Consider the following 24,933-nt stretch of genomic DNA (forward strand, 5'->3'; position numbering starts at 1 on the left):
AGGCAACACCAATAACAATCACTAATCACAAGTGATTTGTGATTAATCACTTGTGATTTACAAGGTGTAACGATATAATTAAATGGAAAACGTGCAAAATATTTACATAAACAGGAGGGAGAAACTTGGAACTAGCATTTAGAGAAAGCTTAAAAAAGATGAGAGGTACCAAATCAAAAGAAAAATTCTCCCAAGAATTAGAAATGAGTAGATCAAATTATTCATTGATTGAATCAGGAAAATCAGATCCGACATTAAAAACATTGGAACGAATTGCAGAATTGACAAACTCAACCTTAGTTATTGACTTAATTCCTAATGAATTAGAACAAGTAGAGTTGCAAATAGAAGAAGAGAAGCAACAATTTCGTTAATATATTTAACGAAATTGTTGCTTATTTTTTTTAAAAGCGGTATACTAGATATAACGAAACAACGAACTGAATAAAGAATACAAAAAAAGAGCCACGACCAACTTATTTTCCGCCAAGAAAATAAGTTGCGAGCCTTAATTGATTACCACCAATCAATTAAAGAAGTCGAGACCCGAAATTTGGTAAAGTATTTAATTACTTTATTAATCAGATACTTAAATATCTGTAAACCCATTATATCGGGTTTTTGAGGGAATTTCAAGTCTTTAAGAAGATACCAGGCAATCAATTAAGAAAAACTTAGTTGATTGCCTTTTTTGTTGTGATTCAACTTTGATCGTAGCTTCTAACTAATTAATTTTCGTAAGAAAGGAGAACAGCTGAATGAATATCCCTTTTGTTGTAGAAACTGTGCTTCATGACGGCTTGTTAAAGTACAAATTTAAAAATAGTAAAATTCGCTCAATCACTACCAAGCCAGGTAAAAGCAAAGGGGCTATTTTTGCGTATCGCTCAAAAAAAAGCATGATTGGCGGACGTGGCGTTGTTCTGACTTCCGAAGAAGCGATTCACGAAAATCAAGATACATTTACGCATTGGACACCAAACGTTTATCGTTATGGTACGTATGCAGACGAAAACCGTTCATACACGAAAGGACATTCTGAAAACAATTTTTAAAAATTAGTATATTTTAAAATCCGCCCATACCGGCAGCATAAGGATCATCACAAGTACCATCGCTATACCAATGAGTAGATCCGATATAGTTACCAGCTGCTTCATATTGATCTAATTGACGAATGACATACTTACCACCACTATTATTGGAAGAAGAAATACTGCTAGAAAATCCACCAGAATTATTATCAGAGTAGTTACTACCGCTAGAATAATCGTTCTGCTGAGAACTCTGCTGTTGAGCTTGTGCTGTTACTTCCTCTAGAGCCTTCGCTTCAGCTTCAGCTTTTGCCTTGTTCACATCATCAATACGAGTTTGATAACGACTGATCTGTTCATTGATTTGATCAATGAACTTTTTAGAATCCTTTTTGGCATCTTCAAAAAAGAGCTTCTGATTATCTTTGTTAGAAATATCATTAAGAAGGCCATTGAGGCTATTAATATGCTGTTGGAGAGAGTCAGTATCTTCAGTAGAATTTACATCAAAGTCAACATGGTCAGCTAGAGAAGTATTCCACTCATTATTTTGAGCATTACGGCAGTCTTTAATTATGGAATCGTATTCATTAAGCAACTTCGTCCAATCAGGGGAAGTGCCATCAGCATACTTATAGCTGTCATCAGAGATTTCTTTATTCAATATCTCTTTATTATTTTGAGCATTTTAATGGCATCAAGACGTTGCTCAAAAGTTAGCAGCCTAGGATCAGCTTTAAAGGCAGCAACACTATCGCTAGCCTTTGAATACAAAACTTCAACCTGCTGATTATGTTCACTACATGCTTGTTCGTAATTGTAACCAGCATAACCACCGACACAACAAGCAATAAGCAGAGCAACAATACCGGCACCAATAATTACTCGCTTTTTATTCGAAGAATTCTCAACCTCTTCATTTTCCTGAGTTTTATCTTCAGGATTGTCAATCTTGTCATTGTTAAGATCGATCATTTTAACCCCTCAATATTAAATCTGCGAGCAGTTCATGTAACCATAAACTTACCGAATCCAACCGCCCACTTTAATGCCCGATTTATTAATCCCCGTCCCAGAAAAATCCTGAGTTGCGGTGAAATAAGGACTGTTTAGCGGGTAGAAGCGTCTTTCAATCCCTATTTCAACGCAGCTTAGTTGTTACATGTGAGCCAGGCGGGCGCAGAAGTGGCCGTCGTAGGAGTCGGCGTTTACGGGGACGCTTTGGAAAAGTCCGCGGTCGTTTTGACGTACGGAGACGAGCTTCTTGGCTTGTTCGAACTCGGGTAACTGCAGAATCTGCGCCTCGGAGAGGGGTGCCAAGCTAAAACCTGCGCCCTCGGGAGAAGCCAAAAACGCATCCACGACTTGCGTGTTCTCTTCATCAAAGACCGAGCAGGTGGCATAGATAAGCTCGCCGCCGGCAGCCACGCGGGCAGCAGCCTCCTTGAGCATCGTAAGCTGCAGTTTGGGCAGCTCAACCGTCACATCTTTTTCGGTCAGGCGCCAAGGGATCTCGGGATGACGACGCATGGTGCCGGTGCCAGAGCACGGCGCATCGATAAAGACCGTGTCGAACTTAACCGGCTTGCCAAGCATGGCATCAAACGACGTCAGTACTTCATCAAGCTCGCAGGCATCACCCGAAACCGTACGAACGCCCTGAATACCGGCCTTATGCAGGCGAGCGAGATTCAGATCGCACTTGCGATCATGCAAATCGAGCGCCGTATGCTGACGCTCATAGCCCGCACGCTTGGCCTGGCACATCATCACATAGGTCTTGGTGCCACGACCGGCACCAATCTCAAGGCAGCTTCCAGGGCGCGTGGCAGCTGTGGCGATGAGCTGGGCGTTAAGATCCGAGGCCACGGCAGCAGCGCGCTCAAATACGCCCGACGAAACGGTAACCTGGGCATCAACCGGGGCATGACAGCCCGGGAAGACAGGCGCGACGCGCTGCGAGATATACGGATCGGGATTAGTCGCAAAGGCGTTCTCATGCAGAGCCAGCGGCGCGGGCGCCAGATTGCCGGCAAAGTTGAGCGTACCCTCTGGCGTGTCGAAGGATGCCATAATGCGAGCGCACAGCCAGCGCGGCAGACCCATCAGACGCGACAGACGAACCAATCGTCGCTCAGACTCATTCACATCGGACGCCGTAGCAAAGTCCTCAACGTTATCCGCAACCTTATGCAGTACAGCATTGGCCAAGCCAGCGGCAGACTTAGCACCGCAGCGAACCAGCTCAACTCCCTGACTTACGGCAACGCGGCCAGGCGTATGCAGGTAGAGCATCTCGAAGGCAGAAATACGAAGCGCCATGCGAACGCGCGGCGCAACCTTTTTGGGCTTATCGAGAAACTGATCGAGCAGCTCGTCCAAAATACCCTGAGTGGCGGCCACACCCAGCGCCAAGCGGGCGGCAAAAGCGGAATCGCGCTGGTCAATAGCCTTGGCCGATGCGCGAGAGGACAGCACGTCGCGCGCATACATGCCGCGGCGATCAGCCTCCATCAGCACATCGAGCGCAAGCTTGCGCGCGGGAGACAGCTTGCTCATGACAATACACCCCACGAAAGATCGGCACCCTGCAAGCCAGCAGCCCAAGCAGAAGCGGCCATAGCACGCTTGCCATCAGGCTTAACCTTGAGCAACTCAACCGAGCCATCGGAAAGGCCAAGGTAAACACGCTTGGTCTTAACAAGAACCTGACCCTCGTCAAGTGACACATCAGCCGGCGCAGCATCGAGCACACGCACAGTCTTGCCGGCAATCACGCAACGGGCAGGCGCGGTATCGGACGAAGCAAGCACATGGCGCACGCAATCGAGCGCCGCCATTTGCGGATCCAAGCGCATCTCCTGCTTAGAAATCTTGGCAGCATGGGTAACGAGCGCCTCATCCTGTTCAGTCCACACGGCAGTGCCATCGGCAAGAGAGGGAAGCGTATCGGCAAGCAGTTTGCCGCCGAGCTCAGCGAGCTCCATAGTCAGCGCCTCGGCATGCTTACCGGCAACCGACGTGGAAGCCTGAGCACAATAAGCACCAGTATCCACGCCATGCCCAATGCGCATGATAGAAACGCCAGCAATCTCATCACCAGCAAGAATGGCACGTTGAATGGGAGCCGCGCCGCGCCAACGAGGCAGCAAGGACGCATGAACATTCACAATGCCGAGCGGCGCCATATGCAGTACCTCATCAGGCAAAATGCAACCATAGGCAGCCACACAGAAAATATCAGCCTGCGCAGCCTGGAGCGCCGCAACAACCTCGGGCGTCATACGACTGGCCTCAACAACCGGCAACCCCAGCTCAAGCGCCTTGGCCTTAACAGGAGAAGGCTCAAGCTTCTTACCACGCCCACGAACAGCATCGGGACGAGTAATAACAAGCGCAATCTCGTTCCCAGCCTCAACAAGCGAAGTCAGCGAAGGCACAGCAAAATCAGGCGTACCCATAAACACAATACGCATAATAATTTCTCCCCTCAAACAAAACCGAGACGGCTACAAACAACAGCGCCAGGACAAGTCGCAATCTCGACGCCAAAACAATTCAACACGTTCAAATATACCCAAAAACAAAGAAAGAGCCGCATAAAAGCAGCTCTTTCAGCAAAGCACCCATCAGCGAAGACGCCCATCCCTGGCCCGACGGCACCCGGGCGAGTCAAGCAGCGTCAACGTAGTCCCCGGGGCGCCCGCCTATATCGTCCCGCGCGCAGTTTCGCAGCGCAGCGAGAATGTTTGAGCACGGGATGATATAGGCGGGAGCCCCGGGGACGGACAAACCTACTCCGTCTCGCCCGGTCGAGCGCCGCGGGCCAGGGCGTCCTGGTACTCCTTGACGGCCTTGAGCCTCTGCATCGGCTTCAGTCGCTCGAACATGGTGTTGCCGTGCAGGTGATCGATCTCGTGCTGCAGGCACACGCAGAACAGGTCGCCCGAAGCCTCATAGCGAATCAGGTTGGCATCCAAGTCGTACGCCTCGACGGCGACATGGTCGGGACGCTCGATCTCGCAGCTAATCCCGGGGATAGACAGGCAGCCCTCGCTAAACGGCACCAAATGGTCACTCTGCTCAACAATGACAGGGTTGATGAGCACGTACGGGTCGTAGTCGTTCTTGTCGCTGTAGTCGCAGTCGATGGTGACGAGCTGAATAAGCTCGCCGATCTGCGGAGCAGCCAGGCCGCAGCCGCCGTTCTCGAACATCATCTTCTTCATCTTCTCGGCAAGCGCCTCGATCGCCGGGGTGATCTCCTCGATGACGGCGCACTCCTGGCGCAAACGAGGGTCGGGCGACAGTACGATTCCGTTGGCTTCCATGGCCATCCTTTCAGGTTGTTACATCAAATCATAGGCGTCGACGTCAACGCTCACGCTCACGCCGCGCACGGAGCCCACCTCTTTGAGGCAGGCGTCGATATCATCAGAGACATGGTACCCCACGGGCGACTTCACAAGCAGATGGAAGCGGTAACGGTCCTTGGCTCTCTCGATTACACACGAAGCCGGGCCCAGCACCTGCGGCACGGCACTCCCTGCCCGCAAAAAATCGGGCGCGGCGGCATGCCAGCGACGCTTGAGGAGCTTGGCGATGCGGCCGATGTAGTCTTGCGCGTCGTCTCGGTTCGCCGACCACACCAAAATGTTGACCAGACGCACGAACGGTGGATACAGGGCGTCGCGGCGCTGGTCCAGGTCGTAGTCGGTAAAGATCGAACGGTCGTGCTTAGCGACGGCGCGAATGACCGGATCCTCGGGCAGGTAGGTCTGGATGATCACCTCACCGGGACGATCGCCGCGACCGGCACGGCCGGCGACCTGCTCCAGTAAATCGTAGGCGCGCTCCCCTGCGCGGAAATCGGGCAGCTTGAGGGCGAAGTCGGCATTGACCACGCCCACGAGCGTGACCTCGGGAAAATCGAGACCTTTAGCGATCATCTGGGTACCCAGCAACACGGCGCAATCCGCCGCATCGAACTGCTCGAGCAGCTTTTTGTGCGCATCCTTGCCACACGTGGAATCGGCATCCATGCGAATGATGGCAACGTCCTCGGGAAGCAACTGGTGCAGAGCGTCCTCGATCTGCTGCGTGCCCAGGCCCATTTTTGCCAGGTAGCGACTGCCACATTTGGGGCAACGGCTCGTGGGCGCGGGATACGGCCGCACGCGCCAAGACGAACCGCATGTGTGACACTGCAGCGTGTGTGTGCGCTCGTGATACGTAAGCGCTGTGGAGCAGTGGTTGCAGGTGGGGACGCAGCCGCACTCGCGGCACATCAGGAATGGCGCAAAGCCACGGCGGTTATGCAGCAACACGGCCTTCTCGCGGCGCCCGACCACACGCTCCAATCCCTCCATCAAGGGTTTTGAGAACATGGAGCGGCTGCCGTGCGAGAACTCGCGACGCAGGTCAGCAATGCGGACCGTAGGCAGCACGGCGTGTCCGGGGCGCTCGGGCATCTCGACACGCGTCCAGGTGGCACCGTTATACATGCCGCGGCGGCAGCGGTCGAGGGCCTCGGCAGAAGGCGTGGCCGACCCCAGCACGAGCGGGCAGCGATAGCGGCGCGCCATCTCGGCTGCCACCTCGCGCGCATGGTAGCGCGGACTGGACCCCTGCTTGTAGCTGGTCTCGTGCTCCTCGTCAATGATGATGAGGCCCAGGTCGTCAAGCGGGCAAAAGAGCGCCGAACGTGCGCCGACGACCACGCGGGCCGCACCGCTGGCAACCATATCCCACTGGTCCAGGCGCTCGCCGGCCGAAAGCCGCGAATGGAACACGGCGACCGTCTCGCCAAAGCGCGAACGGAAGCGGCCGACGGTCTGGGCCGTCAGCGAAATCTCGGGCACCAGCACGCAGGCCGAGCGACCGGCTGCAAGCACGCGCTCAATGGCGGAGAGGTAAACCTCGGTTTTGCCGGAGCCGGTGACGCCGTCGACCAACACCACGTCGCCATGAGCGTCCAGACGGGCGCGCTCAATCTGCGCGAGCGCCTGTTGCTGGCCGTTGGTAAGGGAGACCGGCGCCTTGCCGCTTGCCGAGGACAGCGTGGTCTGCTCGCTGCAGCCACGCCACGCACGGCGTTCCTCCACCACCACGACGCCGCGTTTTTCGAGCGCCTTGATGGTTGCCGACATGCTGTTGTAAAGCAGGTTGAGGTCGCGCGTCGTAACGGGGCCGCACTGAAGCGCCTCGATGAGCTGGCGCTGGCGGACCGCGGTCTTGGGCGGCGTGTAGTCAAAGCCTTCGGGCGTAAGCATCACCCAGCGGTTTTGGATGGGTTTGACGGCGGGACGCTCAACCGACCATGCTCCGTCATCGCCCTTGACCACGCGCGGGCTGCCGCCCGGAGGCAAGAACAGGCGCAGGCACTCGGAAAGCGTCGCGACGTACTCGCGGCTCATCCAACGTGCGATACGGGCGGCCTCGGCGGTAAAGAGCGGCTTGCTGAGGATAGCCTCGATAGGCTTGACGCGCGCGGGGTCGAGAGCGTCGTTACCTTGCAGGTCGCCCAGCTCGGGCGCGATGTCGACGATGTAGCCCGCGGCCGCACGGTTGCCAAAATGAACTAGGACGGTGGAGCCGATCTGGGCATCGTTGGCAAGGGGCTCAGGGATGCCGTAAACAAACGGTTCGGACAGCGCACGGGTAGGGATGTCCAGGACCACACTCGCATGGGCGGCAACGGTCTCAGGCTGCGCCGGGGCGACGGCAGGGGCCGCGGACTTCGGAGCTTCCTCCGGTTCCGGCGAACCAAACAGCGACAGTTGCTCGGCCATGGTCTCTGTACCTCCCATCCCATACGTCTTTAGAAACAAGAGCCCCGCTCGGGTGAACGGGGCTCGGATACATGCGTTTACGCAGCTGCTACAGCGCCATCGTGCGGGCGCGGTCGATGCGCGCCAGGCAGTCGTCGCGGCCGACGAGCGCCATGGTCTCGCCCAGCGGAGGGCTCACCATGTTGCCGCAGACGGCGACGCGCACGGCCTGGAACACCACGCGCTTCTTGAGGTCCATCTGCTCGGGAAGCGGCTCAAGCGCGGCGTCGATGTTCGCGGCTGTCCACTCGTCCACGCCCTCGAGCGCGGCCTTGGCGGCGTCCAGAATTGAACCCATACCCTCCTTGGCCAGGCCCTTGTTAACGGATTTCTCGTCATACTCGAGCGTCTCGGCCGTAGCGAAGATGGGAGCGGCGACGGTCACGGCGTCGGCCGGCATCTTGGTGCGCGGCTTAACGATGGCAGCAAGCGCATCGATCCAATCCTCGCCGTACTCGACATTACCCTCGATAAGACCCGCCTCGTGCAGCTCGGGGACCATGATCTCATCGGCAAACTGAGCGTCGGACATGCCGTTGATGTACTCGGCATTAACCCAATCAAGCTTCTTGGGGTCGAAGGTCGCCGGGTTCTTGGAGATGCGGTCGAGCGAGAACTTGCTGGCCAGGACATCGCGCGGGATGATTGTGGTCTCGCCGTCGAGCGACCAGCCGAGCAGCGCCAGATAGTTGACGAAGGCGTCGGACAGGTAACCGGCGTCGCGGTACTCCTCCACCGAGGTGGCGCCGTGGCGCTTGGAGAGCTTCTTGCCGTCGGCGCCCAGGATCATGGAGATGTGGGCGAACGTGGGCACGGGCGCGCCGAGGGCCTCGTAGACCATGACCTGGCGCGGGGTGTTTGACAGGTGGTCGTCGCCGCGGATGACATGGGTGATCTTCATCATGGCATCGTCGACGACGGTCGCGAAGTTATACGTGGGCGTGCCGTCGGAGCGGAAGATGACGAAGTCGTCAAGCTCCTTGGCGTCGAAGGTCACCTCGCCGTGAACGGCGTCGTGGATAACGACGTCACCGCGGTCCTCGGGCACCTTGATGCGCAGGACGTAGGACTCGCCGGCCTCAATGCGACGACGGGCCTCCTCGGGATCGAGATCGCGGCAGCGGCGCTGATAGCCCTGGAAGGGATCCTTGCGCTCCTGCGCGGCCTTACGGTCGGCCTCGAGCTGCTCCTTGGTGCAGAAGCAGGGGTAGGCCTTGCCCTCGTCCCAAAGCTTCTGGGCGGCCTGCTTGTACAGGTCCAGGCGCTCGGTCTGGGCGTAGGGGCCAAAGTCGCCGCCCACCTCGGGACCCTCGTCCCAGTCCAGGCCCAGCCAACGCATGGCGCGCAAGATAATCTGCGTGTTCTCGTCGGTGGAGCGGGTGGGGTCGGTGTCGTCGATGCGCAGGATGAACGTGCCGCCGTTTGCACGGGCGAAAGCCCAGTTATAGATAGCGGTGCGGGCGCCGCCGATGTGCAGTTTGCCCGTCGGTGAGGGTGCAAAGCGGACGCGAACGTCTGATGCCATGGAAATCTCCTCGATTGCAGGATGGATGTCTAACCGCATCAGTATAAAGCATCAAAGCAACCTCCGCACAAAGGGCACCGACCCAGTCATTGGGGACTACTCATTGGGGACAGACTTAAATGACCAGTCGTTGTAGTCATTGGGGACATTCTTGGTTTAAGACTGGTCATTTAAGTCTGTCCCCAATGAGTAATTAAGTCTGTCCCCAATGAGTAGGTGCGGAAAGGGTGTGAATGTTTGATTTACGCGCTATGATGTGCCCTTGCATAGAGAGCCCGGCGGAATGGTAACGGTCGCTGGGACACGTTTTTGAAAGGACAATCATGTCAGAAGAACTTCGTTCCATCCCACCCCAACACGGGTCCTTTGTTTTTACGTCGGAGTCGGTGACCGAAGGTCATCCCGATAAGATCGCTGACCAGATTAGTGACGCCGTCCTCGACGCAATCCTCGCCAAAGAAATAGAGCTCCAGGAGCAGGGCTACATCGCCCCCAACGGCGTGCCTGCCAACGTGGAGAACGTCCGCTGCGCCTGCGAGACCCTCGTGACCACCGGCACTGTCATCGTCGCCGGCGAGATTCGCACCCAGGCCTACGTCGACGTACAGGAAATCGCCCGCGGTGTTATCCGCCGCATCGGCTACAACCGTGCCAAGTTCGGTTTTGACTGCGACACTTGCGGCGTTATGAGCCTCATCCACGAGCAGTCGCCCGATATCGCCCAGGGCGTTGACGAGTCCTTCGAGACCCAGACCGGCGCTACCACCGACCCGATCGACCTGATCGGTGCCGGCGACCAGGGCATGATGTTCGGTTGTGCCTCCAACGAGACCAAGACCCTCATGCCCATGCCACACTACCTGGCAAGCCGCCTGGCCGAGCGCCTGGCCGCCGTGCGTCACGACGGTACCCTCGCCTATCTGCGTCCCGACGGCAAGACCCAGGTCACCGTGCGCTACGAGGAAGGCAAGCCCGTCGAGGTCACGACCATCGTCATCTCCACGCAGCACGCCGCCGAGATCGAGGACATGGGCAAGATCAAGGCCGACCTCATCGAGCACGTCATCACCCCGGTCATGGCCGCCGAGAACATGCCGTGGGACAACGCGGACATCTATGTGAACCCCACCGGTCGCTTTGTCGTAGGCGGCCCCATGGGCGACACGGGCCTCACCGGCCGCAAGATCATCGTCGACACCTATGGCGGCTACGGCCGTCACGGCGGCGGTGCCTTTAGCGGCAAGGACTGCACCAAGGTCGACCGTTCCGCCGCGTATGCCGCGCGCTGGGTCGCTAAGAACGTGGTCGCCGCCGGTCTGGCCGACCGCTGTGAAGTCGAGCTCGCCTACGCCATCGGCGTTTCCAAGCCCCTCTCAATCATGGTCGACACCTTCGGTACCGCGCATGTTGCCGAGGACAAGATCGTCGAGGCCGTAGAGAAGACCTTCGACCTGCGCCCGGGCGCGATCATCCGCGACCTGGACCTGCGTCGACCGATCTACGAGAAGACGGCAGCCTACGGCCACTTCGGCCGCGAAGACGCCGACTTTACCTGGGAGAAGACCGACCGAGTCGAAGAACTCAAAGCAGCCTGTGGCCTGTAGGCTTACGAGAAAAGCCACAGCCAAATAGAAACACGCCAAAAAGAGGTACCGGAACAACCGGTACCTCTTTTTTATTAACCGGTGGCGAAGATGAGTCGACATGGGACGCAGAATAGGTTCCCAGCTGATGAATTTTGCAGCAAGCGTGCCCCTACCATGTATCCTAAGTTCCGAGGGCTTTGGTATTTGGTCGATCGCGAGTTCCGCACGAGCCGGAGGCCACTTAATGTGGCCTCCGTGCGAGCCAGGACTGTAGAGCAGGCGACCAAATACCAAAGCCCTCGGAACGACGGGATAGAACAGGAGCGCATATGGCAGGCAAGCCGCAAACACTAGCTACGACCTCGGCATTCGAGATTTTGGGGCCCGTCATGGTCGGCCCCAGCTCATCGCACACCGCCGGCGCCCTGCGCTGCGCCCAAGTTGCCGCCAGCCTGCTGGAAGGCCGCATCACTAAGGTCACCTTTGGCCTGTGGAACTCCTTTGCCCACACCTACCGCGGCCACGGCACCGACCGCGCTCTCGTCGCGGGCATTCTGGGCCTCGACACCGATGACGAGAACATCAAGCAGGCCTTTGACCTCGCACGTGAGCAGGGCCTCGAATATCACTTTGACATCAAGGGCGACGACGCCTCCATCCACCCCAACACCGTCGACATCGATATGGTCGACGCCACGGGCGCCACGGCGCAGGTCCGCGGCGAGAGCTTGGGCGGCGGCAAGATGCGCATCAGCCGCATTAACGGCGTCGGCGTCGACATCTCGGGCATGTATTCCACGCTCTTCGTGGCGCACCAGGACGTCCCCGGCGTGCTCGCAGCGCTCACCAACCTGCTCGCCTACGCCCATGTGAACATCGCCTTCTGCCGCACCTACCGCACCGAAGTGGGCGGCCAGGCCTACTCCGTCTTTGAGACCGACGGCGCGCCCGACGACACTGTTGTCCCGATGCTGCGTAAGCTCGACAATGTCGATTACGCGACCTTTATCGAGCTCCCCGGTTCTGCTTCGTCGCTCTCCCCCGGCGTCTCGGCCAAGGAAATCTTCGACGACGGCGAGCAGCTGCTCGATGCGTGCGAGGAACTGGGGCTCAGCATCGGCGCCGTCATGGCCGTTCGCGAGGCGCGCCTGACCGGCGAGGCCCACGCCGTCGCCGCCATGCGCCGCGTGCTCGACGTCATGCGCGAGGAGACCACGGCCCCTATCGTCAATCCGCAGCGCTCGCTCGGCGGGCTTATCGGCGGCGAGGCCAAGCTTGTCGATGCCACCGGCCGCAACGACCTGAGCTCCAATTTAATGGGCGCCGTCCAGACTGACGCCGTGGCCCGCGCCATGGCCGTGCTCGAGCGCTCGGCCACGATGGGCGTAATCGTCGCAGCTCCGACGGCAGGATCCGCGGGCGTCGTCCCCGGCTGTGTGCTGGCACTCGCCGACGACCTGCAGCTCGACGACGAGCAGGTGATGGACGCGCTCTACTGCGCAGCAGCCATCGGCCTCAACCTCACCACGAGCGCCTGCGTCGCCGGCGCCGAGGGCGGCTGCCAGGCCGAGGTGGGAAGCGCCGCCGCCATGGCTGCCGCCGCGCTGGTGCAGATGCTCGGCGGCACACCCGAGCAGGCGCTCGACGCCAGTTCCATCGCGCTAAGTAATCTGCTGGGCCTCGTTTGTGACCCCGTCGGTGGCCTCGTGGAGGTGCCCTGCCAAAACCGCAACGCCATCGGCGTGGCAGCCGCCTTTAGCTCCGCACAACTCGCCCTCGCCGGCATTAAGAGCCTGGTGCCGTTTGACCAGATGGCACACGTCATGCTCTCGGTTGGCCACGCCCTGCCGGCCACGCTGCGCGAGACGGCAAAGGGCGGCATCGCACAGGCTCCGGCCGCACTTTCGGCCTGTGCAAAATGCGGTGTGTGCGGGTAGTGACCAAGAACGACTCGATAGTGGGACAAATGTCCCACCTCTTTTGAATGCCACCGTTTCCGTACCACAAACAACTAGGTAATCGCTATAATGCAAGCCCAGTAAAAACACGATGAGCCGCAAGGCGAAATTCGAAGGATATGCATACGATGTCGCAAAACGATCGAACTCAACTGATTCCCGATCCGCAGCAGCCGAGCAGGCACACCGGTGGCGTTCAGTCGCCGCGTCCTATCGCGCCGAGCCACGGTCAGGAGCGTGGTGCGGCAAACGCTTCCCAACGCCCGAACCAGCAGCGTCAGCCACGTCAGCAGCGCCAGGCAAACAGCAATACGCCCAAGCAGCCCCCCAAGCACGGTCGAGGCGATCGCGACCCCGCGCGCAAACCCGCCGAGAACAATAAGTCGGGCAAAAAGACGACGCTCTTTGTCGTCCTGGGTCTTATCGTCATTGTCTATATCGTAGGCGTCGTAGCGTTTTCCCAGCTAGCCTACCCCAACACCACCATCGCCGGCGTCGACGTCTCGTTCTCCAACGCTTCGTCTGCCGCCACCAAGGTCAACTCGGCATGGAAGCACTATAAGCTCACCGTGACAGGCGATGACTTTAGCTGGACGTATCAGCCCGAGTCCGATGAGCCCATCGTCGACGGCGAAGCTGCCGCAAAAGAGATCATCAGCCACAACGAAGCCTTTGTATGGCCGGTCCGCCTTGTGGAATCCTTAAGCGGAAAGACCAAAACAACCGCTACCTCCAACGAAGTCGATCTTGATCAAGACGTCGACCTGTCCATGCTCTCCGACACTTTTGACCAAAAGAAGTTTGAGAAGGATCTGGGCGCCGCCATCGACGAGTTTAACGAGGGGCGCTCGGGCACGTTCGAGGCCAATAGCTCCTATGACGAGCAGGCCGGCAAGTTTACCGTCGAGAAGGCGCGCTCCAACGAAAAACTCAACCGCGAGCATGTCATTAAGTATGCCGAGCTCGAGCTTGCCTCGCTGGCCGAGACCGTAGATCTTTCCAAGCTCGGCAACGATGCCTATGAGCCGCTCAATGGAACGCTGACCGATGATCAGATTCAGGCCGCATGCGATGCCGCCAACAACTTCTTGGGCGTCAACGTGACCCTCAAGCTCAACGGCGAGGATGCCGGAAAGGTTGATGGCAGCTCCGTGTTGCAGTGGATCAGCTTTGCCGATCCTGCCAACCCCACGCTCGATACGTCGCAAATCAGCAGCTGGGCAGCCGAGCTCGCGAACGGCTTTAATACCGTGGGCTCCACTCGCTGGTGGACGCGCGCCGATGGCAAGCAGTGTGCCGTCGAAGGCGGTGACTTTGGTTGGTCCATTGACAGCAGCTCGCTCGCCAAGCAGGTCGAGGACGCCATTAACAACAAGCAGACCGGCGAAATCGAGATCAAGTACTCCCAGAAGGCCGACACCTTTACCGCAAAGGGAGAGCCCGACTGGAAGGCGTATATCGACGTCGATCTGTCCGAGCAGCACGCGCGCTACTATGACGAGAACGGTAATATCGTTTGGGAGGCCAACTTTATTTCTGGCAAGCCGGGAGAGGACGCCACCCCCGAGGGCGTATGGCAGATCAACAGCAACAATGGCGCCAGCAAGCTTATCGGTGCCAAGGACCCCGAGACCGGCAAGCCCAAATACGAGAGCCCGGTCAGCTATTGGATGCCGTTCGAGGGCAATATGGTCGGATTCCACGACGCCACCTGGCAAAACGACAAGAGCTTCGATAATGCCGAGTCGTACAAGTGGTGCGGCAGCCACGGTTGCATCAACCTGCGCCTGGCCGATGCAAAGGCACTTCACGACTGCATCAAAGTCGGCCTGTGCGTGGTTGTCCACTCGTAGTGCAACGCGCGCATTCCCACAACGTGGAGCCGCTGCGACCAATCTAACAGTTCCGAAAGAATCCGCCATATGCGCCCGCCTTACGCGACGGGCGCATATACTTATTGAGGAACTTTCTATAAAGGAGACGCTATGCCGAATGTCCCCACCATCACCCCAGGCCCGGATGATGCCGAGTACACGCCCGAAGGTGCCACCGAAACGATTCCTTTGATTACAAACGTACATGCCGAAAAGCAGAGCGGACGCACGAACGATACCGCCGAGATTTCCGATGAAGAAGCCTATGCAAAGCTCAAGGCAAAGCGTGCCGAGCGTCGGCGCAAAAAGCTCATCCGACGCGGTATCGCCGTCGGTGTCGTTGTTGCCATCGCGCTCATTGCCATCATCGCAACGCTGGTCATCAACGCGCAACCCGCAGGCACCAACGGACCGGTGACCGACATGGTCACCGAAGGCACGTTTACCACCACAGTCGAAGCCAAGGGACAGCTCAAGCCTATTTCAGCCTCGGTCGTCTCCCCTTCCGTCGATGGTACGGTGGCGCAGATCAACGTGCAGGCCGGACAGAGCGTCAACGAGGGCGACGTGCTCATGACCATTAAGAACGACGCGCTCGATAGCGCTGTTTCCGAGGCGCAGCGCGCGGTCGCGGCCGCCCAGGAAGACCTGAACAATGCAAAGGCGACGCTCGCGGCCGCACAGGCCGCACCGACAACGGACAGTGACGGATCGACCGGCCCATCGGACGCAAACGCCAACGCAAATGTCGTCTCGACCGCCCAGCGCAACCTCGCCTCGGCCCAGGCAACGCTGGAGCAGGCAACTGCAAAGGCGACCGAGCGCACCGTAAAGGCCCCCAGCTCGGGCAACATCGTCGAGCTCAACGCCAAAGTCGGTGCCACGGTGACCGGAGGCACGATCATGGGCGAAGGCGACACGAGCGGCGGCAAGCAGTGCATGCAAATCGCCGACCTGTCCAAGATGAAGGTGACGGTTCAGGTGGGCGAAAAGGATATCGCCAAAATTGCCGTGGGCCAAAGCGCCAACGTGACCTATCCCGCGTTTCCCGATATCGTGAGTCAGGGCACCGTCACGGCTATCGCCTCGGTGGCAAACTCTGACTCCGGCTCCGGTAGCGGCGGCAGCGTGACCTTTAACGTCGACATCCTCATCGAAGCACCCGACAGTCGCCTTAAGCCGGGTATGACTGCCGAGGTCTCGGTAGTGACCGAGAAGCTCGACGACGTGGTTATGGTGCCGACCATGGCGCTGATGACCGAAGACGGCGAGCACTATTACGTCAATCTGGCCACCGATTCGGAAGGCAAGAAGACGCGCCGCGTGAAGGTGACCGTCGTGACGCAAAACGACAACGAGGCTGTAGTCGGTAAGACGCAGGTCAAGCGCGACGACCAGGGCAACGAGATCAACCCAGACGTCCCGGTTACCAAGTTACGCGACGGCGACACCATCGTGACGGATACCGGCACAGGCATGACGGCAGACGGCGGCGACAATATGTCTGCCGACGAGGGCAAGTAATGCGTCCCGTCATCGACATCCGCAACGTGCACCGCATCTTTGAGAGCGAGGCCGGTTGCGCCCACATCCTGCACAACGTGAGCCTGGCGGTGAACCCCGGTGAGTTCGTCGCCATCACCGGCCCCTCGGGCTCGGGCAAGTCGACGCTCATGAACATCCTGGGCTGCCTGGACAAGCCGACGGCGGGTGATTATTTCCTGCAAGGGCTCAACGTCGCCGAGCTCGACGATGATGAGCTCACCGAGGTGCGCGCGCTGAGCATCGGCTTTGTCTTTCAGAGTTTTAACTTGCTGCCGCGTCTGACGGTGATCGAAAACGTCATGCTGCCGCTGTCCTACACCAATGTGCCGCGTAGCCAGCGCGAGATGCGCGCCGTGCACGCGCTGCAAGCCGTCACACTGCCGGTCGACCATTGGGACCACCGCATATCCGAGCTCTCGGGCGGCCAGATGCAGCGCGTCGCCATCGCGCGCGCCCTTGTCAACGATCCACCCATCATTTTGGCCGACGAGCCGACGGGCAACCTGGACTCCGCCACGGGAGCGCTCGTCATGGAAACCTTCCACAAGCTCCAGGAGCGCGGCAAAACCATCGTGCTTATCACACACGACCCCGGCATCGCCGCCGAGGCCGACCGTGCCGTGACCATCCGCGACGGTCGCATTCACGACGGCGCGTATATTCCGCATGCACCGCGGACCCTACGCAGCGCCGTAGATAACCTGCCCATGATTTCCGCCTCCGCCAACCCGCCGAAAGGAGTGATGGCATGAGCGCCCGCGATCTTATCCAGGAAGCCCTTCACTCGCTCGAGGCCAACAAGGGGCGCAGCCTGCTCACCATCCTGGGCATCGTCATCGGCATCGCCTCGGTCATTGCCATGACTTCGCTCATCGGCGGCATCCAAAACAGCTTGGTCAACAGCCTGGGCCTCAACGCAGCTCGCATGGTTCAGATCTATTCGTCCCAAGAACTCTCTGATTCTGACGCCCAGAAGCTTAAAAAACTGGTGCCGCAGATTGAGCAGATCGGCATCGTCGATAGCGCGTATTCCGAGTACAAGGTCGGGGATAAAAGCTATACCGTCATGGCACACGGCGTCGATAGCGACATGCTCGATGCCGTGGGCGCCAGCAAGCTCGTTGCGGGACGTGTCTATTCACAGGCAGAGTCTCAATCAGGCTCGCGCGTGGCGCTCATCAGCCGCGGCGGCTCCGATCAGCTTTACGGCAACGAACAGGACGCACTGGGGAAAACCATCAAGGTGTCCAACGGCGAGGTGCAGATTGTAGGCGTGATTGATGGCGGCAGCGACTCCATGGGCTCACTCACGCTGTATATGCCACGCGAAACCATCTCCGGCCTGTTTGGCGACGAGAATCCTTCATTTCCCAGCGTGACGGCACTTGCCGCCGAGGGCACAGACATGGACGAGCTCTGCAAGACCATCGAGTCTAAGGTGCGCGCGATGAAGGGCATCTCGGAGGATGATGAGTACGACAGCGTATCGGCGACCTCCATGAAAAGCGCCATCGATGCACTCAACTCGTTTATGGGCGCCTTCTCGCTCATCATGGGCGCTGTCGCCAGTATCTCACTGCTTGTCGGCGGAATCGGCATTATGAATATGATGCTTACCAACGTGACTGAGCGCATCCGCGAGATCGGTATTCGCCGTGCCTTGGGCGCCAGTCGCCGCGATATCACCGCGCAGTTTTTGGCCGAGTCCTCGGCGCTGTGCGTCACCGGTGGCCTGCTGGGTGTCCTGATTGGCTATCTGCTGGCCTGGGGCCTCGCGATGTTTGCCGCAGGATCAGGGGTTCTCAACGAGCTCGGTGCCAGCGGGGAGATCACACCGAGCTTTTCAATCGCCACGGTGCTGCTGGCCTTCGGCGTCTCCGTCGGCATCGGCGTAATCTTTGGCTTCTACCCCGCTCGCCGCGCGGCAAAGCTCAACCCGGTGGAGTGCCTACGCTACCAGTAAGCCACCACCAACAAGTTGCGGCGAATTAGGGACCGTTTGGGGGTGCGGACGCCGGAAACGTAGAGATCGGCCTCGCCGAAGTCGGCCTGGGCCCGGCAGGGCCTGCGTCAGCATTGCCAAAAACGCCTATCGAAAGGGCGAATCCTTCTTGACAGAACTACAGGAACCCCCCCCACGCGGGCGGGAGGGCGCGCAGGTGCGGCAAGCGCCTAGCGCGCGAACTCCCGTAAGAGCGCGTCTTCCACTTCCCGAAGCGAAAGGGCCCCGCCTCCCTCGGCGGGACGGGTGACCACGATGCAGCGCGCTCCCACGTCGCGCGCGGAGGCGAGCTTCTCGGCCGTGCCGCCTACGGTTCCCGAGTCCTTGGTCACAAGCCACTGGGCGCCCACCTGCCGAAGCATCGCCTCGTTGAGCTCGCGGGTGAAGGGCCCCTGCATGCCGATGACGTGCGACGGCGAAAACCCCGCGTCGATGCACTTCGTTATAGCACTGGGCAGCGGGAGCACGCGCACGAAGAAGCGCTCCGCGAAATCGGCGACGCGCGTGTAGGGAGCAAGCTCCTTGCTCCCCGTCGTGAGAAGAGCGCGACCCGGGTTCTCGGAGAGAAAGCGCGCCGCGCAGGCGATCGACGCGACCGACACGACGCCTTTGGGCAGCGCCTCGACCGGGCGCGCAAGGCGCAGGCATCGTGCACCCACGGCGAGCGAAGCGGCCCGGATGTTGCCGCTTGCGAGCGTAGCGAAGGGGTGCGTGGCGTCGACAACGATGCGCGCGCCGGAAAGCTCGCGCTCCATGTCAGCCTCGTCGAGCCTGCCCGCATGCACCTCGATGCCTGGAAGCTCGCCCAAAAGCTCGCCTCCGTACTCGGTTGCCGCATAGGTACGGGCGGGGATGCCCGCCCCGCTCGCCCATTCGCACAGAAGGCGGCCCTCGGTGGTGCCGGCGAAGATGCGCAGCGCCGGCGCGGATGCGGGCGCCGTCACTTCGGGCCGCCTGGGCGCGTGATCTGGTAGAGCAGCGCGTTCATAATGGCGGCCGCCACGTTCGAGCCGCCCTTGCGACCCCTCGCGACGATGGCCGGCACGCGTCGCGCGAGTAACTCCTCTTTCGCCTCGACCACGTTCACAAACCCGACCGGCACCCCAACGACGAGCGCGGGCGCGATCTTCCCCGCGTCCATGAGCTCGGCGAGGCGCAGAAGTGCTGTGGGAGCGTTGCCGACGGCCACGATGAGCGGACCCTCGATGCCGCTAGCTTTGTCCATGCTCGCAACGGCGCGAGTCGTGCCCGCGGCGCGCGCAGCCGCGGCGACATCAGGGTCGGCCATGTAGCACACGGCCTTGCAGCCGAGCTTCGCGAGCGCGGGCTTGCTTATGCCTGCGAGCGCCATGTTCGTGTCGGTGAGCACCGTGGCCCCTGCGCGCAGTGCGTCGAGCGCACAGTGTGCGGCGTCATGGGTGAACACGAGGGAATCGGCGTACGAGAAGTCGGCAGTGGTGTGGATGACGCGCTTCACGACGGGCTCTTCGAGCGGCGGGAACGTGCGGCCGCCGAGCTCTTCGGTGATGATCTCGAAGCTGCGCCGCTCGATGTCGCCGGGCGCCATCTCCTTGGAATCCATCTAGTACTCCACTCCTTCCCTTGCACATATCCCCTGCTCGTAGGGATGTTTCTCGCACCGCATCTCGGTTATGTAGTCGGCCTTCTCCACGATCTTGCGGGAAGGCGCGCGCCCGGTGAGCGCTACTTCGACGCCGCGCGCGGACATATCGAGCGCGCGGTCCACGAGCGCCTCGTCGACAAGCCCCTTCGAAAGCGCGTCGAGCGCCTCGTCGAGCACGAGCAGCCCCTCTTGCGCGCCCTCGAGCTCGGCGAGCGCGGAAGCGAGGTTCCCATCGTGCAGCTCGCACGTCGCGGCAAGTTCTTCCGACGTCATCGACCAGGTAAACTTGTCCGACGCCTTCCCCGCGAACACGGGCACGCCGAAATGCTCGGCGAGCAGGCGCACCTCCCCGCTTTCGCCGTCTTTCAGGAACTGCACGACGACGACGCGGCGGCCTGCAGCGAGCATGCGAAGGACGAGGCCCATCGCCGCCGTGGTCTTGCCTTTGCCGTCGCCATGATACACGTGGATCATACGCCCTCCTCGATAATGCGGTAGACATACTCCATGTCGAGCGCCCCGCGCACGACGTCGGCCAGGCGGTCGAACTCGCGCGCACGGTGATCGGCCGCGGACGCCGCGCCCGCAGCACCCACGACGTTCTCGGGCAGGCCGCGCATGCGCGCGAGCGAGCGCGCGAGGGCGAGCGCCACCCCCGGTTCGTCGAACAGGCCGTGGAGATAGGTTCCGAACACGTTTCCGCAGGCCGCGCCTTCTGGTTTGCCGCCAATCGTGCCCGCAGGAGCGCAGGAGACGGTCGTTTCGCCGTCGTGAATCTCGTACCCGCGCGCCGTCATGCCGTTCCACGCCGAGAACGCGCCTTGGGCGCCCGTGATGCGCAGCTCAGACTGGGCGAGGCGCTTTTCCTCCTTGAACACCGTACTTGCAGGGATGAGCCCGAGCCCGCGCGCGGTGCCAGCGCCTTCCCTGCCGTGCGGGTCGGAAAGCTCGTCTCCCAAAAGCTGGTAGCCTCCGCATATGCCGAGCACCGGCGTGCCCGCGCCCGAAAGCGCGCGTACACAGGCTCCGATGCCGCTAGCCGCAAGCCAGCGCGCGTCGTCGAGCGTGGTCTTCGAGCCGGGAAGCACCACCAGGTCGGGTCGGCCCAGATCGGTCGTCGAGGAAACGTAGCGCACGCCCATGCCGGGCACGCGCGAAAGCGGGTCGAAGTCGGTGAAGTTCGACAGATGCGGAAGGCGCACGACGGCGACGTCGATGACGCCGCGCGCCTCGCGGGCAGATAGGCGCGGCGCGAGCGAGTCCTCGTCGTCCAGGTCAAGCGTAAGATACGGCACGACCCCCACGACGGGAACCCCGCACATCTTCTCGAGCGGGGCCAAACCCGGGCGCAGGATTTCCACATCGCCGCGGAACTTGTTCACCACAAGCCCCCGCAAAAGCGCGCGGTCCTCGGGCGCAAGGAGCGCGACCGTGCCGTAGAGCTGGGCAAATACCCCGCCCGGGTCGATGTCGCCCGCAAGCAGCACGGGGGAGGACACGGCGCGCGCGAGCCCCATGTTGACGATGTCATTTTCGGCAAGGTTGATTTCGGCGGGGCTGCCGGCGCCCTCGATGACGATGACGTCGTTTTCCTCCGCGAGCGAATCGAACGCCTCCAAAATCTGCGGCATGAGCGCCTTCTTTCGCGCGAAGTAGTCCCTCGCAGCGAAGGCTCCCTGCGCCTTGCCGGCCACGATGAGCTGGCTTCGGTGGCCGCTTTCGGGCTTGAGCAGGATGGGGTTCATGCGCACGTCGGGCGCGATGCCGCACGCCTCGGCCTGCATGATCTGGGCGCGCCCCATCTCGAGCCCGTCGGCCGTGACACCGCTGTTGAGTGCCATGTTCTGGCTCTTGAAGGGAGCCACGCGCAGGCCGTCCTGCGAAAGCACGCGGCACAGCCCAGCCGCAAGCAGGCTCTTCCCCGCGTTCGACATGGTGCCCTGGATCATGATGGGCTTCGCCCTACCCACGGGTATCGACCTCCTTCGCCGAGCCTCGGCCATCCGCGCCCGCCATAGCGCCGCTGAAAGAAGCGCCGCCCCGTTCGTCGGGTTCGCCTTCGCCCGATGCGCCTTCCGCCCGAAGCGCACGGCCGAACGCCATCGCAAGCCGGGCATTCTCCTTGCGCGTGCGCACCGCGACGCGGCACCAGAAACGGGACAGTACCGAAAACGAGTCGCACGTGCGGACCAAAACCCCCTGTTTATACAGGCGCTCGGGGATGTCTTTCGCCGGCGTGCGGACTAAAAGGAAGTTCGCATCCGACGGCACGACGGAAAGCCCGAGCGAGGAGAGCTCGTGGGAAAGCCACGCTCGCTCGCCCGCCAATACATCGCGCGTGCGCGAGACGTATTCAACGTCCTCCAGGGCGGCGATGCCCGCGGCCTCGGCGACCGAGGAGACGGGCCACGCCTGCCCCGCCCGGCGAATCCCCTCGATGAGTTGGGTGTTTCCGCTGATCAGATATCCCAACCGCAACCCCGCCATTCCGTAGAGCTTGGTGAACGCGGAGAGCACGGCCACATGGCGCGAACACGCGGCGCGTGCGGCCACGCTCCTTTCGCGGGCGTCGGGCGCAAATCCGAGAAAGCACTCGTCCACGACGAGCAGCGCGCCCACCTGCTCGCAGCGACAAGCCGCGGCATCGATCACACGGGGGTCGACGAGGCGCCCCGTCGGGTTGTTCGGATTGCAGAGGTACGCCACGTCTCTCGGCCCCTCGATCGCGCGGGCGAAGGAGGCAGGCACGTCGAAGTCGTCCGCTTCGGAGAGCGGGAACTCCTGCACGCATGCGCCGTAGTACGATGCCGCCTCCGCATATTCAGAGAACGTCGGCGCGCACACGACGAGGCGTTTCGGGCGCACCGCCGCGGCGAGCCGCCAGATGATGTCGGACGCGCCCGCGCCGCAGACGATAGTATCTTCGGGAATGCCCTGGGCGCGCGCTAGGGCGCGAACGAGGGCGAGGCTTTCCCTATCGGGGTAGGCGTCGATTCGAGAAAGCGCCTTGCAAGCTGCGGCGACGGCGCGCGGCGAGGGGCCTGCCGGATTCACGTTCACCGAGAAGTCAATGAGGTCGGAGGCGCCCCCTTCGCAAGCGATGCCGAGCGATTGCGCGCTGCCCCCATGCGTACGGGCGCGCAGGATTCCCCCGGCAGCCCGGGGCGCGGCGTGGTCTTCCCTCATGCCATCGCCCCCACGGCGAGCACGACCGCCGCGCGCGCGGCGCCGAAGACGACGAGCGCGCATACGGACGCAGCGAGCATGAGCCTTGTCGCCCGGGCGATGTCGCCCCACTCGATTTCGCGGGACGCGTCTCCTATCGTCGGTTTCTCAACGAGCTTGCCGAAATACACCGCGGGTCCCGCCAGGCGCAGCCCGAGCGCGCCCGCGCACGCTGACTCGGTCTGCGCCGCGTTCGGGCTCGCATGGCGACGCCTGTCGCGGCGCCAGATGCGCGCCGCCCCGCGCGCGTCGAGCCCGACGATCGGGCACACGGCGATCATGAGCAGGGCCGATAAGCGCGAGGGGATCCAATTCACCGCATCGTCGAGGCGCGCCGAGGCGCAGCCGAAGTCGATGTAGCGCTCGTTTTTGTAGCCCACCATGCTGTCGAGCGTGTTCACCGCCTTATACGCCATGCCCAAGGGCGCACCCCCGATCATAAGGTAGAAAAGCGGCGCGATGACACCGTCGCTCGCGTTCTCCGCCACCGTTTCCACGGCGGCGCGCGCGACGCCCTGCTCGTCGAGAACAGACGTGTCACGTCCCACGATGAGCCCGACGGCTTCGCGCGCCGCGACAAGGCCGCCCTTCGAGAACGCGCGGGCAACGGCCAGGCTCTGGCGGCGCAGCTCGCATGCCGCGAGAATCTGATAGCTCGCCCATGCCTCGGCCACGAAGCGCAAGCCGGAGTAAACCATGCCGCAAAGATGCAGGATTACCCAGGTCAAAAGCCCACACGCAAGCGGAAGCGCCACGGCGAGCACAAGCCCTGCGGCGCGCGTGCCCGCGGACGTTTGCGGGAATGCGCGCCGCAGGCGGCCTTCGGCCCACGTGATCGCGCGCCCCATGGCGACGACGGGATGGGGAAGCCAGCGCGGGTCGCCGAAGGCAAGGTCGGCCGCGAACCCGGCGGCGACGGCAAGAATCGTCATCACCGGGCATCGCCCCCCGAAGCGGGGCGAACGTCGCGAAGGCAGCGCCCATCCCAAGTGGCGGCCCATGCGCCGCCCGGCTCGGTATGCACGTCGAAGTATCCCATTTTCGGGACAGCTAGCTCGGAGAGCAGCGCTTTCACGGTACCCGCGTGAACGACGAAGACGGCGCGCCCACTCCCCTGGGCGCGCTCCGATTCGCACGCCTCCCGAAACGCCGCGATGACGCGGCGGGTGAAATCGCTCTTGCCCTCGCCATGCGGGCAGCGCGTCTCGCACCAGGAGTCTACCCAGGCGCGATAGCGCGCATCCTCTTTAAGCTCGGCGGCGCTTCGCCCCTCGAAGTCGCCGAAATCCATCTCGCGCAGACCGGGGCACGCCATAAGCTCCGCGTTCGGGAAGAGGATGCGCGCCGTCTGGTCGGTGCGGGCCATGCCGCTCGTGATAACACGGAACACGTCACGATCGCACGCGAGGTCGCGCAAAGCGCGCTCGCCCGCACTCGACAGGGGCTCGTCGGTGCCCGCCCCGCTGTAGCGATGGTCTTCCGTGCCCGCCGTGGCACCATGGCGCACGAAGACGACTTCCAAAAGCGCACCCGCGCCCTGCGTCCCTCGAGGTGCATCGGCAAGGTTTCCTTTGATGACCTGGGGAATCCCGCACGTCATGCGCACGACGACGTCGGCGCGCGCAGCGAGCGCGCATCCCAGGCGCCCCGCGCGCTCGCGCCATTGGGCGTCTTCCGCACTCATGGGGACGACCCCCGAGCCGACCAAGGGCAGAATCACTGCGTCGAAG

22 protein-coding genes are annotated in these 24,933 nt (G+C 60.9%); 8 read left to right on the forward strand and 14 right to left on the reverse strand.

Annotation, left to right across the window (positions count from 1 at the left end; genetic code table 11):
• Positions 1–125: 125 nt before the first annotated feature.
• Positions 126–374: a helix-turn-helix transcriptional regulator gene (locus DW171_RS02210; protein WP_118270288.1), complete on the forward strand. Its 249-nt coding sequence runs from the start codon at positions 126–128 to the stop codon at positions 372–374.
• Positions 375–758: 384 nt separating this feature from the next.
• Complete coding sequence (locus tag DW171_RS02215) at positions 759–1,055, forward strand: hypothetical protein (protein WP_233539070.1); 297 nt, start codon at positions 759–761, stop codon at positions 1,053–1,055.
• A gap of 13 nt (positions 1,056–1,068) precedes the next feature.
• On the opposite strand, the gene DW171_RS10060 is transcribed toward DW171_RS02215, so the two are convergent.
• From DW171_RS10060 to gltX, 7 genes are all read right to left on the reverse strand, one after another.
• Positions 1,069–1,698 (reverse strand): hypothetical protein, encoded by a 630-nt coding sequence (locus DW171_RS10060; protein WP_147357333.1) that lies wholly within the window; start codon positions 1,696–1,698, stop codon positions 1,069–1,071.
• On the reverse strand, positions 1,695–2,009 hold the full coding sequence (locus tag DW171_RS02225) for a hypothetical protein (protein ID WP_118270290.1): 315 nt from the start codon (positions 2,007–2,009) through the stop codon (positions 1,695–1,697). Before DW171_RS02225 ends, DW171_RS10060 begins: the two co-directional genes overlap by 4 nt.
• Positions 2,010–2,192: 183 nt before the next feature.
• Positions 2,193–3,593 (reverse strand): RsmB/NOP family class I SAM-dependent RNA methyltransferase, encoded by a 1,401-nt coding sequence (locus DW171_RS02230; protein WP_118270291.1) that lies wholly within the window; start codon positions 3,591–3,593, stop codon positions 2,193–2,195.
• On the reverse strand, positions 3,590–4,510 hold the full coding sequence (gene fmt / locus DW171_RS02235) for a methionyl-tRNA formyltransferase (RefSeq protein ID WP_118270292.1): 921 nt from the start codon (positions 4,508–4,510) through the stop codon (positions 3,590–3,592). Before fmt ends, DW171_RS02230 begins: the two co-directional genes overlap by 4 nt.
• Positions 4,511–4,828: 318 nt before the next feature.
• Complete coding sequence (gene def, locus DW171_RS02240; protein WP_118270293.1) at positions 4,829–5,365, reverse strand: peptide deformylase; 537 nt, start codon at positions 5,363–5,365, stop codon at positions 4,829–4,831.
• An 18-nt stretch (positions 5,366–5,383) separates the two neighbouring features.
• Entirely contained in the window at positions 5,384–7,843 is a 2,460-nt protein-coding gene (gene priA / locus DW171_RS02245) for a primosomal protein N' (protein ID WP_118270294.1), read from the reverse strand.
• Between the two features lie 70 nt (positions 7,844–7,913).
• Positions 7,914–9,389 (reverse strand): glutamate--tRNA ligase, encoded by a 1,476-nt coding sequence (gene gltX / locus DW171_RS02250; protein WP_118270295.1) that lies wholly within the window; start codon positions 9,387–9,389, stop codon positions 7,914–7,916.
• A gap of 323 nt (positions 9,390–9,712) precedes the next feature.
• On the opposite strand from gltX, the gene metK reads away from it, so the two are divergent.
• The 6 genes from metK to DW171_RS02280 all read left to right on the forward strand — a co-directional run bounded on the left by metK (position 9,713) and on the right by DW171_RS02280 (position 18,315).
• Entirely contained in the window at positions 9,713–10,993 is a 1,281-nt protein-coding gene (gene metK / locus DW171_RS02255) for a methionine adenosyltransferase (protein WP_118270296.1), read from the forward strand.
• 311 nt (positions 10,994–11,304) lie between these two features.
• Positions 11,305–12,912: an L-serine ammonia-lyase, iron-sulfur-dependent, subunit alpha gene (gene sdaAA / locus DW171_RS02260; protein ID WP_118270297.1), complete on the forward strand. Its 1,608-nt coding sequence runs from the start codon at positions 11,305–11,307 to the stop codon at positions 12,910–12,912.
• 149 nt (positions 12,913–13,061) lie between these two features.
• Complete coding sequence (locus tag DW171_RS02265; protein WP_158548922.1) at positions 13,062–14,786, forward strand: L,D-transpeptidase; 1,725 nt, start codon at positions 13,062–13,064, stop codon at positions 14,784–14,786.
• A 132-nt stretch (positions 14,787–14,918) separates the two neighbouring features.
• The gene (locus DW171_RS02270) at positions 14,919–16,331 is read left to right on the forward strand and encodes an efflux RND transporter periplasmic adaptor subunit (protein ID WP_118270298.1); all 1,413 of its coding nucleotides are present in this window, start codon (positions 14,919–14,921) and stop codon (positions 16,329–16,331) included.
• Entirely contained in the window at positions 16,331–17,104 is a 774-nt protein-coding gene (locus DW171_RS02275) for an ABC transporter ATP-binding protein (RefSeq protein ID WP_118270299.1), read from the forward strand. Before DW171_RS02270 ends, DW171_RS02275 begins: the two co-directional genes overlap by 1 nt.
• Positions 17,101–18,315 carry an ABC transporter permease gene (locus DW171_RS02280; RefSeq protein WP_118270300.1) on the forward strand — a complete coding sequence of 405 codons (1,215 nt, stop codon included), beginning with the start codon at positions 17,101–17,103 and terminating at the stop codon, positions 18,313–18,315. Before DW171_RS02275 ends, DW171_RS02280 begins: the two co-directional genes overlap by 4 nt.
• Positions 18,316–18,524: 209 nt before the next feature.
• On the opposite strand, the gene cobK is transcribed toward DW171_RS02280, so the two are convergent.
• The 7 genes from cobK to DW171_RS02310 are packed head-to-tail and all read right to left on the reverse strand — an operon-like array spanning position 18,525 to position 24,887.
• The gene (cobK, locus tag DW171_RS02285; protein WP_117639413.1) at positions 18,525–19,298 is read right to left on the reverse strand and encodes a precorrin-6A reductase; all 774 of its coding nucleotides are present in this window, start codon (positions 19,296–19,298) and stop codon (positions 18,525–18,527) included.
• Positions 19,295–19,936 carry a precorrin-8X methylmutase gene (locus DW171_RS10210; RefSeq protein WP_199586801.1) on the reverse strand — a complete coding sequence of 214 codons (642 nt, stop codon included), beginning with the start codon at positions 19,934–19,936 and terminating at the stop codon, positions 19,295–19,297. Before DW171_RS10210 ends, cobK begins: the two co-directional genes overlap by 4 nt.
• The gene (locus tag DW171_RS10215; RefSeq protein ID WP_199586803.1) at positions 19,937–20,452 is read right to left on the reverse strand and encodes a cob(I)yrinic acid a,c-diamide adenosyltransferase; all 516 of its coding nucleotides are present in this window, start codon (positions 20,450–20,452) and stop codon (positions 19,937–19,939) included.
• Entirely contained in the window at positions 20,449–21,948 is a 1,500-nt protein-coding gene (locus tag DW171_RS02295; RefSeq protein WP_233539071.1) for a cobyric acid synthase, read from the reverse strand. Before DW171_RS02295 ends, DW171_RS10215 begins: the two co-directional genes overlap by 4 nt.
• A complete protein-coding gene (locus tag DW171_RS02300; RefSeq protein WP_158566033.1) occupies positions 21,941–23,164 on the reverse strand; it encodes a histidinol-phosphate transaminase in 1,224 nt (407 codons plus the stop codon). Before DW171_RS02300 ends, DW171_RS02295 begins: the two co-directional genes overlap by 8 nt.
• The gene (cbiB, locus tag DW171_RS02305) at positions 23,161–24,135 is read right to left on the reverse strand and encodes an adenosylcobinamide-phosphate synthase CbiB (RefSeq protein WP_118270303.1); all 975 of its coding nucleotides are present in this window, start codon (positions 24,133–24,135) and stop codon (positions 23,161–23,163) included. Before cbiB ends, DW171_RS02300 begins: the two co-directional genes overlap by 4 nt.
• On the reverse strand, positions 24,135–24,887 hold the full coding sequence (locus DW171_RS02310) for a histidine phosphatase family protein (protein WP_233539072.1): 753 nt from the start codon (positions 24,885–24,887) through the stop codon (positions 24,135–24,137). Before DW171_RS02310 ends, cbiB begins: the two co-directional genes overlap by 1 nt.
• Positions 24,888–24,933: the final 46 nt, after the last annotated feature.

This window comes from Collinsella sp. AM15-2 (assembly GCF_003471985.1).
In the GTDB taxonomy this organism is placed as follows: Bacteria; Actinomycetota; Coriobacteriia; order Coriobacteriales; family Coriobacteriaceae; genus Collinsella.